This is a genomic window from Collimonas sp. (assembly GCF_035566555.1).
In the GTDB taxonomy this organism is placed as follows: Bacteria; Pseudomonadota; Gammaproteobacteria; order Burkholderiales; family Burkholderiaceae_D; genus Collimonas.
On sequence record NZ_DATMRB010000059.1, the window covers coordinates 1 to 12989 of the forward strand.

Consider the following 12989-nt stretch of genomic DNA (forward strand, 5'->3'; position numbering starts at 1 on the left):
CAGTTCGCAGCCGGCGGTGCGGGTCGAGCTGAACCCGACCGCACTCAACAAGTACGGCATCGGCAGCGCCGATGTGCGTACCGCGATTGCCGCCACCAACGCCAACCGCCCCAAAGGCGTGCTGGAAGACGGCGACAAGAACTGGCAGATCTACGCCAACGACCAGGCCAAGACCGCAGCCGAATACATGCCGCTGATCGTCGCCTACCGCAACGGCGCCGCGGTGCGGGTCAGCGATGTCGCACAGGTGACCGATTCGGTCGCCAATGTGCGCAACGCCGGCTCGGCCAACGGCAAGCCTTCCGTGCTGGTGATCCTGAACCGCCAGCCGGGCGCCAACATCATCGAAACCGTCGACGAAGTACGGGCCCTGCTGCCGCAGCTGCGCGCCTCGATCCCGGCGGCCATCAACCTCGACGTCGTGATGGACCGCACGCCGACCATCCGCGCTTCCCTGCGCGAGACCGAACGCACTCTGCTGATGTCGATCGGGCTGGTGATCATGGTGGTGTTCCTGTTCCTGCGCAGCGGCCGCGCCACGCTGATCCCGGCGGTAGCGGTGCCGATATCGCTGATCGGCACCTTCGGCGTCATGTATCTGCTCGGCTACAGTCTCGACAACCTGTCGCTGATGGCGCTGACGATCGCCACCGGCTTCGTGGTCGATGATGCGATCGTGGTGTTGGAAAATGTCTCGCGCCACATTGAACAGGGCAAGAAACCATTCGCGGCGGCCATGCTGGGGGCCAAGGAAGTCGGTTTCACGGTGCTGTCGATGAGCATCTCCCTGATCGCGGTATTCATCCCTATTCTGTTGATGGGCGGTATCGTCGGCCGCTTGTTCCGCGAATTTGCGGTGACCTTGTCGGTGGCGATCCTGGTCTCGCTGGTGGTTTCGCTGACGACCACGCCGATGATGTGCGCGCGCCTGCTGAAACACGAGCCGGAACGCAAGCAGGGCCGTTTCTTCAACGCCACCGAGCGTGCTTTCGATGCCATGCTGCGCGGCTACGAACGTTCGCTGGCCTGGGCGCTGCGCTTCTCGCCGCTGATGATCATCATCCTGGTGGCCACCATCTTCCTCAACGTCTATCTGTATACGGTGATCCCCAAAGGGTTGTTCCCGCAGCAGGATACCGGCCTGGTGATCGGCGGCATCCAGGGCGACCAGTCGATTTCATTCCAGTCGATGAAGGTCAAGCTTGATCAATTTGTCAACATTGTTCGCAGCGATCCGGATGTGCAGAGCGTGATCGCCTTTACCGGCGGCGGCCAGAGCAATCGCGGCAACATGTTCATCACGCTCAAGCCGCTGACCGTACGCAAGCTCACCGCCGACCAGGTGATCGCGCGCCTGCGCGGCAAGCTCAGCCATGTGCCTGGCGCCAACCTGTTCATGCAGTCGGTGCAGGACATCCGCACCGGCGGCCGTTCCAGCGACGCCCAGTACCAGTACACCCTGCAGTCGGACGACCTCAACGAGCTGCGCATCTGGGAACCGAAAATCCGCGACGCCTTGAGCGCCTTGCCGCAGTTGGCCGACGTCAATACCGACCAGCAGGACAAGGGCTTGCAGACCACCCTGACCATAGACCGCGAAACGGCGATCCGCAGCGGCGTCACCCCGCAGTTGATCGATGCCACCCTGAACGATCTGTTCGGCCAGCGCCAGGTATCGACCATCTACAGCGGCATGAACCAGTATCACGTGGTGATGGAAGCCGGGCCGCAATACTTGCAAAGTCCGCAAATCCTGCACGACACCTATGTCAGCATCCCTGCCAGCACCGCCAACCTGTCGCCCACGACGTCGGCGCTGGGTACGCCGCCGGCCTTGACCGCAGGCGGCCAGCTGGCGTCCAATTCGTCGCTGGCGCTAACCTTGTCGACCGCGGCCGAACAGCAGATGCCGTTGGCGGCATTCTCCAGTTTCCAGCCGACCAACACCTCGCTGGCGGTGAATCACCAGAGCCAGTTCATCGCCTCGACCATTTCTTTCAACCTGCCGGCTGGCGAATCGCTGTCGGACGCCACGCTGGCGATCAACGACGCCATGGCCAGGATCGGCGTGCCGACCTCGGTGCACGGCAGCTTCCAGGGCACCGCCAACGTCTTCCAGTCGTCGTTGAGCAGCCAGCCGATGCTGATCCTGACGGCGCTGCTGGCGGTCTACATCGTGCTTGGCGTCCTGTATGAAAGCTATGTGCATCCGATCACCATCCTCTCGACCCTGCCGTCGGCCGGCGTCGGCGCCCTGCTGGCGCTGCTGGCGACCGGCACCGATTTCAGCCTGATCGCGCTGATCGGGGTGATCCTGCTGATTGGCATCGTCAAGAAGAATGCGATCATGATGATCGACTTCGCCCTGCATGTGGAACGCGAACAGGGACTATCGCCGCGCGATTCGATTTTCGAGGCTTGCAAGCTGCGCTTCCGGCCGATCATGATGACCACCATGGCCGCCATGCTGGGCGCGGTGCCGCTGGCGCTGGGTGCGGGCGACGGCGCCGAGCTGCGGCGGCCGCTGGGCATTGCGATTGTCGGCGGCCTGATCATGAGCCAGTTGCTGACCCTGTACACGACGCCGGTGGTGTATCTGTACATGGACAGGTTCCGCCTGTGGAGCAAGGATAAGTGGGAGCGGCGCGGCGGCAGGCCGGCGCCGGATGCAGCCGAAGCGGTGTAAATCAAAACGCAGCAAGCACGACCAAAGACAATCAACGGATCTGATATGAAACACTTGCAAGCACCCATGTATAAAACCCTGCTGGCGGCAGCAGCCGCAGCGCTGTTCCTGAGCGCCTGCGCGGTCGGTCCTGACTATGTGCGGCCAAGCACTGAAGAGCCTGTTGCCTTCAAGGAAAACAAGGATTGGAAAACCGCCACGCCGAAAGACCAGGAACTGCGCGGCAACTGGTGGGAAATCTATCAGGATCCACAACTCAACAGCCTGGTCGAACAGGTCAACATCTCCAACCAGAACCTGGTGCAGGCCGAAGCGCAGTTCCGCCAAGCTGCAGCGCTGGTGCAATCGGCCCGCGCCGCCTACCTGCCGACGGTGTCAGCCAGCGTTTCCGCCACCCGCTCCGGCGGCGGACGCAACAGCAGCAGCTCTCTCGTCAACAGCGCCAACGGCGGCTCGGTGTCGAACAGCTTCTCGCTCGGACCGAGCGTCAGCTGGGAGCCGGACCTGTGGGGCCGCATCAGCCGCACGGTGGAAGCCAACCAGGCGACGGCCCAGGCCAGCGCCGCCGACCTGCAGGCAACCCGGCTGAGCGCGCAAGCCACGCTGGCGCAAGACTACCTGCAGTTGCGGGTACTCGATGCGCAGCAAAAGCTGCTCGACGATACCGTGGCCGCCTATCAGAAATCGTATCAGCTGACGCAGAACCAGTATGCGGTCGGAGTGGTCGCCAAATCCGACGTCATCCAGGCGCAGACCCAGCTCAAGGGCGCGCAGGCACAGGCATTGGACAATGGCGTGCTGCGCGCGCAGCTGGAGCATGCCATCGCCATGCTGACCGGGCAGCCGGCCTCGACTTTCTCGATTGCGCCAAGCACCATGGTGGCGGTGCTGCCGGCGATCCCGGTCGGCGTCCCTTCCGCCCTGCTCGAGCGGCGTCCCGATATCAGCGGCGCCGAACGCCGCGCGGCGGCAGCCAACGCCCAGATCGGCGTCGCCAAGGCAGCTTATTTCCCGAACCTGACCTTGTCCGCTTCCGGCGGCTTCCAAAGCAACAGTTTTGCCAACTGGCTGACCGTGCCGAACCGCATCTGGTCGCTCGGCCCGGCGCTGGCGGCCACCCTGTTTGACGGCGGCGCCCGGCGCGCCCAGAGCGACCAGGCGATCGCCGGTTTCGACGCCAGCGTCGCCGCCTACAAGCAGACCGTGCTGACCGGCTTCCAGGAAGTCGAAGACAATCTGGCGGCCCTGCGCATCCTGGAACAGGAAGCGGCGGTGCAGGATGAAACGGTGAAGTCGGCGCGCCTGGCGGTGGAACTGATCCTCAACCAGTACAAGTCCGGCCTGGTGAATTACACTAGCGTGGCGACGGTGCAGGCAACCGCGCTCAGCGCCGAGCGTTCGGCGCTGGATATCCAGAACCGGCGCCTGTCTGCCAGCGTGCTGCTGATCAAGGCGCTGGGCGGCGGCTGGGACCAGAGCGAACTGCCGGCCAACAAAGTGCTGAACGACCGCGACGCCACGATTGCCGGCGCCAAGCCAGCCGCAAAGTAGCCGTATCGCCGGCGGCTGAGCAGGAGATGAGTACACGATAACCGGGGGAAAACCATGAAATTCAGCTCTAGCTGGCAATTGTTTGCGCTCGGCTCGGCATTTTTTGCCGGCCTGACGGCGATCTTCGGCAAATTCGGCGTGACTGGCATGAACTCCAATTTTGCCACCTTCATCCGCACCGTAGTGATCCTGGTGGTGATCGCCGGCATCGTCACCTTGCGCGACGAATGGCAAAAGCCGGCGCTGGTCGGCGCCTCCAACTGGCTGTTCCTGGTCTTGTCGGCGATCGCCACCGGCCTGTCCTGGCTGTGCTATTACCACGCGCTGCAGATCGGCCCGATTTCAAAAGTTGCGCCGATCGACAAGCTGAGCGTCGCCTTCGCCATCGTGCTGGGCTTGCTGTTTGCCGGCGAACAGCTGACCTGGCCGGTGGCCATCGGCGGCTCGCTGATCGTGGCCGGCTCGGTCGTGATTATCGCGTTCTAAGCTAGGCGATGTGCAGCAGCGTCGCCGGCATGGCGCCGCGCAAGGCGTTGCACACCATGATCTCCTCCGCCGCCAGCAAATCCTCCATGCCGAGGCTGCGCTCGGCGGCATTCCATGCCGGATCGTTCAACAGCACGCTGCGCATCACGCCCGGCAGCAAGCCCGCTTGCAGCGGCGGCGTATACCAGCGGCCATCCAGCTTGAGGAAGACGCTGCTGCGGCCACCCTCTGTCAATTCCCCGCGCTGATTGAAGAACAGCATATCGAAAGCGCCCAGCTGCTGCGCCTGTTGCCAGGCCTGGTCGTAGCGCTGGCGCTCCGTCGTCTTGTGGCGCAGGAACAAATCGTCAGACTGCGTCGGCATTGGTGCGATCAGCAAGCCGACCGGCGTCGCCGGCGCGGCCAGCTCGGCGCTCTGCAAGCTGTAGCTGCCATCGGCAGCCAGGGTCAGGCGCAAGCGCATCGCTGCCGTCGTCGGCAAAGCATCGCAATGTGCTTGCAGCGCGGCGCGCAGGGCGCTGCCGTCGCAGGGAAAACCGAAGTAGGCAGCCGATTCCTGCAGACGCTGCAAATGCAGATCCAGATGACGGCAACCATCGGTGCTGCTTGCATACATGGTTTCAAACAAAGAAAAATCTGGCCGCAATCCGGTCAGGAATTTCGCCTTCAAGGCGCATTCGGCATACTCTTCCGCCGCCACGCTGTCGTGCACGATGCCGGCGCCGACGCCCATCTCGCCGCGCCGCACCGCAGCGCCGTGCGGTCCTTGCGGCGCCGCCGGCTGCAGCCACAGGGTGCGGATCGGCACCGACAGGCAGAAATCGCCAAACTGGCGGCCGGCGGACTCCGCATCGAACCAGCCAATGGCGCCGGTATACAGGCCGCGCGGCGCCGGTTCCAGTTCCTGGATGATCTGCATGGTGCGATGCTTGGGTGCGCCGGTGATCGAGCCGCAGGGATAAAGCGCCTGGATGACATCGCTGAGACTGACATCGTCGCGTACCTGGGCCTGCACCGTAGACGTCATCTGCAGCACGGTATTGAACTGCGTCACCTCAAACAGATGCGGCACCTGCACCGAACCGGGCACGGCAATGCGGCCCAGGTCGTTGCGCAGCAAATCGACGATCATCAGGTTTTCCGCCAGGTTCTTGGGATCTGCCGCGAGCGTCTGCGCCGCCAGCAGATCCTGCCCGGCGTCGCCGCTGGCGGCGGCGGTGCCTTTCATCGGCCGCGCGGTCAGCCAGCCGTCGACGTGCCGTACGAACAGCTCCGGCGACAGCGACAGCACGGCCGTACCGTCGGCCAGCTGGATCAAGCCGCCGTAGGGTACCGGCTGACGGCCGCGCAGCTGCCGGAACAAGGCAATCGGGCTGCCATAGGCATCGAAACGCAGGCGGTAGGTGTAATTGACCTGATAGGTGTCGCCCGCCTCGATGTAGGCGTGGATTTTGGCGATGGCCGCGGCAAACTCCGCGGCGCCGACATTCGGCTGCAGCCTGGCGATGCCGGCAGCGCCATGGTCTGCGGCCTGGCGCTGCGCCAGCCAGTCATCCACCTCGCTATCGCTCAGATGCCGGCATTGCGAAAACAGTAAAATCTGCGCCAGCACTGGCGGCTCCGCGCCGATGGCGGCCGGCTGCGGAATACCCTGCAAGCCAAGTCCCAGTTCATAGGTGAACACTGCCACTGCGTGCAAACCCTCGCGCAAGGCTTGCTGCATCTGCGCGATCAGCAGCGGCAGCTGGTCGGCGGCACCACACTGCAGGCTGCGCACATGCCCTGTGTACAGGCGCGATGAGGGAGAGTCCGTGGCCGCCGCGGTGCGGTCGTCCAGCAATGCGAAACATTCGGTCGGCGAGTAAGGCGTGTTGGTCATGATTTTTTGCAAAGATACGGCAGGCAGCTGATGCGACAGCCTGCATGCTACCCGATCAGAACCATATTCGTTAAAACGTTATAATTATGCTCTTTGTAAACGCAGCAGATTTGCCATGGCATCATGCTTGCCGTGGTGACACAGTTTGCGCTTCAACCGCCACACATCACCGACCCCACATGGCTATATCCCGCGTCTTTCTCACGCCGCTGATCGTGGCTTGCGCCCTGTTCATGGAAAACATGGACTCCACCGTGATCGCCACCTCATTGCCGATGATGGCGCAAGACATGGGAGAAAGCCCGATTGCGCTCAAGCTGGCGATGACTTCCTATCTGGTCAGCCTGGCGGTGTTTATCCCGATCAGCGGCTGGATGGCCGACCGCTTCGGCGCCCGCACCGTGTTCCGCAGCGCCATCGGCGTCTTCATGCTGGGCTCCATCCTGTGCGGCATGTCGGATACGCTGGCGCAATTCGTCGCCGCCCGCTTCCTGCAAGGCATAGGCGGCGCCATGATGGTGCCGGTCGGGCGCCTGGTGATCTTGCGCACCACCTCCAAGGCGGAACTGGTGCGCGCGCTCAGCTACCTGACCATCCCGGCCCTGCTGGGGCCGGTGATTGGGCCACCGCTGGGCGGTTTCATCACCACGTATTTCCACTGGCGCTGGATCTTCTTCATCAACGTACCGATCAGCATTCTCGGCATCTACCTGGCGACGCGTTATATCGAAAACCTGCGCAGCGACGACACCGTACCGCTCGACCTGCCCGGCTTCCTGCTGTCTGCCATCGGCTGCTCGACCCTGATGTTCGGGCTGGCCAGCGCCGGCCGCCACCTGGTGGCCGGCGACGTCTCGCTGATCTGCGTGGCGGTCGGCAGCCTCAGCTTGCTGGCCTATGTCTGGCACGCCTTCCGCACGCCGCATCCGCTGATCAACCTGCGCCTGCTGAAAATCCCGACGCTGCGCATGAATGTCTACGGCGGTTCGCTGTTCCGCATCGGCGTCGGCGCCCTGCCGTTCCTGCTGCCGCTGCTGTTCCAGCTCGGCTTCGGCCTGACGCCGTTCCAGTCGGGCCTGCTGACCTGCGCTTCGGCGGCCGGCGCGATCTTCGTCAAGACCATGACCAGCAAGGTGCTGAAACGCTTTGGCTTCCGCAGCGTGCTGGTCTACAACACCCTGCTCGGCGCCTTGTCGATGGCCGCCTTCGGCGTGCTCAAGGCGGATACCTCGCATGTCTTCATCATCTTGCTGTTGCTGCTGGGCGGCTGCGTGCGTTCCATGCAGTTCACCAGCCTGAATGCGATTGCCTACGCGGAGATCGACCAGCAGCAGATGAGCCAGGCCACCAGCCTGACCAGTGTCGCCCAGCAGCTGGCGATCGGCCTGGGCGTCACGGTCGGCGGCTTTGCGCTGCAGGTGTCGAACCAGGTCCAGGGCCATGCCACCATCGTCAGCGCCGATTTCTGGCCGGCTTTTGTGGTGATCGCGCTAGTCGCCCTGGCCTCGCTGCCGTTTGCCTTGAAGCTGCAGCCGGATGCCGGCGCCGAAATGTCGGGCCGGCGCGCCGGTTAAATCCGTCATCGCCGCCTAATCGAAGCGCAGGTTATAGGTCACTTCAAGGCCGTTGATGGTGCCGCCGCGCATCACCATCGACCAGCGCCGTGAAAATTGCCAGGTCAGTTTGAGGATGCTGGCGGCGCTGGTCAGGCTCTGTTCGTAGCCGAGATTGATTTTCTCGGTAATCGCCTTGCCCAGGTTTACCACCTGCTCGTTATCGATGCCGGAATCGCTCGAGCCGATCGAGAATTCGTCGAAGCCTATGCCCTGGGCGATCTTCTTACCGCCGTAATTTCCCAGCAGCGCCAGCGCCTGTCCAGCCGCCTGGCGCTGGCCCAGCGCCGCGCTGTCGCTGCCGTGGCCGAACATCAGCCACGACAGTTTTTCCTCATCCGAGACATTCGGCTCGGACACCAGCTTGACCCGCAGGTTGGAAGGATTGCCGGTGATTTCGGCGCCAGCCTCGACTTCCTGGTTGCGCTTCATGGCCAGGATATTGATGTTCGGATTATCGATCGGTCCCTGGAAATTGATCAGGCCGCGTTCAATCGCCAGCTTGCGGCCAAACACCTCGTAGGTGCCGTCGGCGACGCGGATGGTGCCGGTCGCGCGCAAGGGCTGGTAAGGCTCGCTGCGCACCTGCATGGCACCGCGCAAGCGCAAGTCGGCGCCGCTGCCGCGGAAACGGAAATCGTCGCCGAAATCGACTTCCACATTCATCACCGGTGTCGCGGAGCCAGCCGGCTTTTCCGCTGTCTTGGCCCGTTTTTCCTTATCTGTCAGCGGCGCCGCCCGCGCTGTCTTGGCATCCTTGCGCACGATGACGACATCGTCGCCCAGCGTCGGCGCACTGCTAGGCGGCAGGTCAAACAATGCCTTGTCGATCTTGAACTTGCCGTCGACATGCAATTGCTCCTTGACGTTGGCGATCTTGGCCTGGCCGGACAGCATCAGCTGGCGATCCGGGCTGGCGAACAGCTGCAGGCGATCGGCGATCACGCTGGCAGTCAGGTCCGGATTGTCGTGGCCCAGCTGCAGCCTGCCGGTGGCGCGCACATTGCCGTCGCCGCCGTGGAATTCCAGCTGCTGCAGATCGATCACGTTATCCGCCAGGTTCAGGCGCGCGATGCCATCCTTCAGCTTGATGCCCTGGTCGAACAAGGTGACCGCCAACTGGTCGCCGTTGACCTTGCCCGACAGCTTAGGCTTGCCCAGTTCGCCGCTCAGGGCCAGATCCATGCCGATGCTGCCGTCGAGCGCCACTTGCGGCCCGATCAGCGCGCCTATCGATTTCAGCTGCGGTACCCTTAGCGTGGCCTGCCCGGACAAGCCAGAACTGTCGCTGAAACCCCAGACGCCGTCGGTCTTCTGCAAAGCCAGCTGCACCTGGGCTGCCAGCGTACCGATCCTGGCGCTCGCCACTTGCGTATCCAGCTTGATATGGCTGTCCTGTAAATCGGCGCGCAACTTCAGTTCCGACAAACCCAGGCTGACATCGCCGCGTCCCGGGTTGACCCGCAAATCGCCGCTGCGGCGGGCAATCTGCAGGAAACCGCTGAGGTTGTCGGCCAGCGTGAAATCCCAGCTGCTGTCCAGAACCAGGTCGGTCTTCACCGGCACTTCCGGCGCCCCGAACTCTTGCGCCAGACTCACGATGGTCGCCACGTTGAGGGCATTGATGGCGCCGGCCGATTGCAGCTTGCCGTGATCGAAGTTAAAATTCTTCAAGTCGATCTGCGCGTCCGCCACAGTCAGGCGCGTGGCGCCCAGCAGCACTCGGCCGGCTTCGGCAGTGATCGCCAAGGGGTTCGCCAGGCTGATGCGCGGAACACCCTGGTTTTGCAGCTCGCTGAGCTGTCCTTGCCAGCCATAGCCTGTCTTGCCCTCGCTGAGTTTGCCCTGAGCAGCGAGGGTCAGGTGCAGAGGTTTGCCGCGCAGGGTACCGCTGCTTTCCAGTTTCAGGGTGTGCGCTGCGTAAGTACCGTTCAGATTGAGGTTGAGCTTTTCCAGCGCCACGTCCGCGCTATGCAGGCCACGCCCGTCTATGGTCAGGGCCAGGCGGTTGCTGCTCGAGTTGAGATTGGCGTTGAGGTCGGCCTGTATATCGGCCTGCCCCGACAGGCTGTCCAGCCGGTGTTCGCCGAAGGCCAGCTTCTCGGCGCGGTAGGTGGCCTGCACGTTCGGCTTTTGCATGCTGCCGCTGAGCTGTCCGTCTACATGCACGGCGCCCGAAATGCCGAACCCGAGCCGCTGCAGTTCCGGCGCATCCACCTTCAGATTGAGACGGTCGCCGGCGGCGCCGAAGCTGCCTTTGGCTTGCACATCGTTGCCCGCCACCGACAAAGCCAGCTCGCTCGGCAGCAAGCGCGTGCCGGCCAGGTTGAGCAAGCCGTTGCCGCTCATCGGCAGCGTGTCATAGCTGCTGTCGTGGACCGCGAATTTCAGCTTCAGCTTCAGCTCCGGCGTCAGGTTGCCGGCGGCATCGATATCCATGTTGATATTGGCGGCCACCGCATGCGCGGCAGGCGCCGAGGGCGGCCGCTTACCGGCGTGCGCCGCGCTCTTGGCCGGCGCGCTGCTGTTAATCCAGAGGAAGGGGGTGAAATCGCGCAGGGTCCCCTTCAGCGCATACGCCATTCCGGCATCCAGGCCGAGGCTGCCGCTGGCGTCGACCCGCGCAGCGCCGGCTGCCAGCTGGGCCGTTTTCAGGAGGACCTGCTTGGGATCGATTACCGCCTCCAGCTTTGCCCTGTAGGTGGCATCCGCCAGGTCCAGGCTGATCTGCTGGTTGTCCGGCGTCAGCTTGATGTTGAGCGGGCCGCGCAGCTGGGTCGGCTTCAGCTTGCCATGCAAGGCTTGCAGGTCGAGGCCGGCGACATTGAGCTTGAATTCACCGTTATTCTTGTTCTTGCCGTCGCTTTGATATTGCCCCTCGCCGCTGATACTGGCGTTTTTCACCAGCTTCAGCTGCAGTTGCGAGAGCTGCTGGGTCTGGCTATCCAGCTGCAGCTCGGCGCCGGCGCTGATCAGCGGCAAGCGGTCCTGATCCAGGGCGCCTGGCATGCTGTTGACGATACGCACCGGGCCGCTCACCGCCAGCGTAGACAAATCGACGCTGGCGCTAGCCACAGCGGCTGCCGGCGGCGCCACTGGCTTCAGCGTGGCTTGCAGGCTCAGGTCTGCCTGCGGCGCGCCGTTGCTGAACAGTTTCGGATTGACGTGGGCGAGGTTCAGCTCCAGCGTCTTGAATGGAATCGCTGCAAACGGCGTGGCCGCGACCTTAGCGTTGCCGCTCAGTTTATCGCCGCGCGCCACCAGATCAACTCCCAGCGCCGCCAGGCTGCCGGACAAGGCCGCATCCAGCTGATATTTTTCCTTCTCGTACTCGCCGCCGAGCTCGGCGCCGCCGCTCAGCGCAAACGGCGACACGCCGTTCAGGCTGAGGTTGGCGCTGGCCTTGCCATAGGGCGTATCGAGCCGTTCCAGCACCAGCTTGTGCTGCACGCCGTCCGATTCGCCATGCAATTGCAGATGGCTCAGCTCGGTCGTGCTCAAGCCCTGCTGCAAGGACAGCTTGTTCAGCGAGATATCGTTGAGCAGCAGTTGCAGGGGCAGCTTGAGGCTGGCCGGCATCACCGTCGGCGTCGGCGGCGTCGGCTCCAGCCTGGCCTCGACATCGCCGACGTGCAGGTAAGCGACCTGCAGCTTCAGGGGCGAGAAGCTGAGCTGCCATTTGGCGTCGATGCGGTCGATCTTGTATTGCTGGGTAGCGTCGCGATAGACCAGGTTGCGCAGCCGCAGGCCGTCCGCCAGCGTGCCGCCGGCCAGCTGGCCGGACAGGTTGCCGTGCAGCGCCCAGGTACTAAGCTGCCACAGCGCGTGCGCGCCAGACTCCGTGCGTACGCCATAGAACAAGGCTCCAGCCAGCAGGAGCAGCAGCAACGGCAAAGCCGCCAGCGTGCGCCACAGCCAGCGCAGGCGGCCAGGAGCAGCGCCCGGATTCGGTGGCGGCGCGGCTGCTTCGGCGGATTTGTCGGTGGCTTCGGTCATGCGTTCAATCGTGGAAATAAAAAATCAGAAGGCAATGCCTAGCGAAATATGCGGCCGGAACTGCTTGGCCTGGACGCCATAGGCGAGGTCGACGTTAACGGTGCCGACCGGGCTGCGGTAGCGCACGCCGGGGCCGACCCCGACCTTGATGCTGCGGTTGGCCCAGCTGTCGGTCGCGGTGCCGGCGTCGTAAAACAGGGCGCCGCCCCACTGCTCGCTGATCCAGTGCTGGTATTCGGCGCTGGCGGTCACCAGGTACTTGGTCGGATAGACCGTGCCGTTTTGCGAGTTGCCTATGCTTTCGTAGCTGTAGCCGCGCACCGATTCGTTGCCGCCGGCGCGAAACAGCAGGGAAGCCGGCACGGCGGCGCTGGAACCGGCGGTAAACACGCCGCCCAGCTCGGTGCGCAAGATCACGACGTCGCGCTTGGCCACTGGGAAATAATGTTTATAGCGGCCGTCGGCGCGGAAAAAGGTCTGGTCGGTCAGGAAGCCTTTCACGGCGAAACCGGTCTGTATCGAGAAGATGTGGCCGCTGCGCGGAAAAATGGAATTATCCACCGCGCGCCGGACCCAGGCGAAACCCGGCACCAAAGCCTGGTGCTGGCCTGGCTGGATGACGGTATTCGGCGGCAGCACCGCGCCATCGGTCTGCTGCAGGCGGTCGCGATAATAATCCAGGGTCAATGCGGTATCGTAGTTTTCCAGCGAACGGGCGCGCTTCAGGCCGATCTTCATGCTGCGCAAGTCTACCCCCTGCAAGGTGGTGCGGTCATAC

General features: G+C 63.6%; 7 protein-coding genes. 4 read left to right on the forward strand and 3 right to left on the reverse strand.

The features are described from left to right. The 3 genes from VNZ65_RS08555 to VNZ65_RS08565 all read left to right on the forward strand — a co-directional run. Positions 1-2686, forward strand: a 2686-nt coding sequence (locus VNZ65_RS08555) for an efflux RND transporter permease subunit (protein ID WP_325667989.1), incomplete at its 5' end; no start/stop codon positions are given. Positions 2687-2731: 45 nt separating this feature from the next. Beyond that, complete coding sequence (locus VNZ65_RS08560; RefSeq protein WP_325667991.1) at positions 2732-4237, forward strand: efflux transporter outer membrane subunit; 1506 nt, start codon at positions 2732-2734, stop codon at positions 4235-4237. Between the two features lie 54 nt (positions 4238-4291). Then, a complete protein-coding gene (locus VNZ65_RS08565; protein WP_061942587.1) occupies positions 4292-4723 on the forward strand; it encodes an EamA family transporter in 432 nt (143 codons plus the stop codon). A 1-nt stretch (position 4724) separates the two neighbouring features. Here VNZ65_RS08565 and pabB read toward each other — a convergent pair whose 3' ends face one another. After that, positions 4725-6602, reverse strand: a complete 1878-nt coding sequence (gene pabB / locus VNZ65_RS08570; protein WP_325667993.1) for an aminodeoxychorismate synthase component I — start codon at positions 6600-6602, stop codon at positions 4725-4727. A gap of 179 nt (positions 6603-6781) precedes the next feature. On the opposite strand from pabB, the gene VNZ65_RS08575 reads away from it, so the two are divergent. Beyond that, the gene (locus VNZ65_RS08575) at positions 6782-8176 is read left to right on the forward strand and encodes an MFS transporter (protein ID WP_325667995.1); all 1395 of its coding nucleotides are present in this window, start codon (positions 6782-6784) and stop codon (positions 8174-8176) included. 15 nt (positions 8177-8191) lie between these two features. On the opposite strand, the gene VNZ65_RS08580 is transcribed toward VNZ65_RS08575, so the two are convergent. Continuing rightward, a complete protein-coding gene (locus VNZ65_RS08580; protein ID WP_325667997.1) occupies positions 8192-12211 on the reverse strand; it encodes a translocation/assembly module TamB domain-containing protein in 4020 nt (1339 codons plus the stop codon). A gap of 24 nt (positions 12212-12235) precedes the next feature. Beyond that, on the reverse strand, positions 12236-12989 hold a 754-nt coding region (locus VNZ65_RS08585), incomplete at its 5' end, for an autotransporter assembly complex protein TamA (protein ID WP_325667999.1).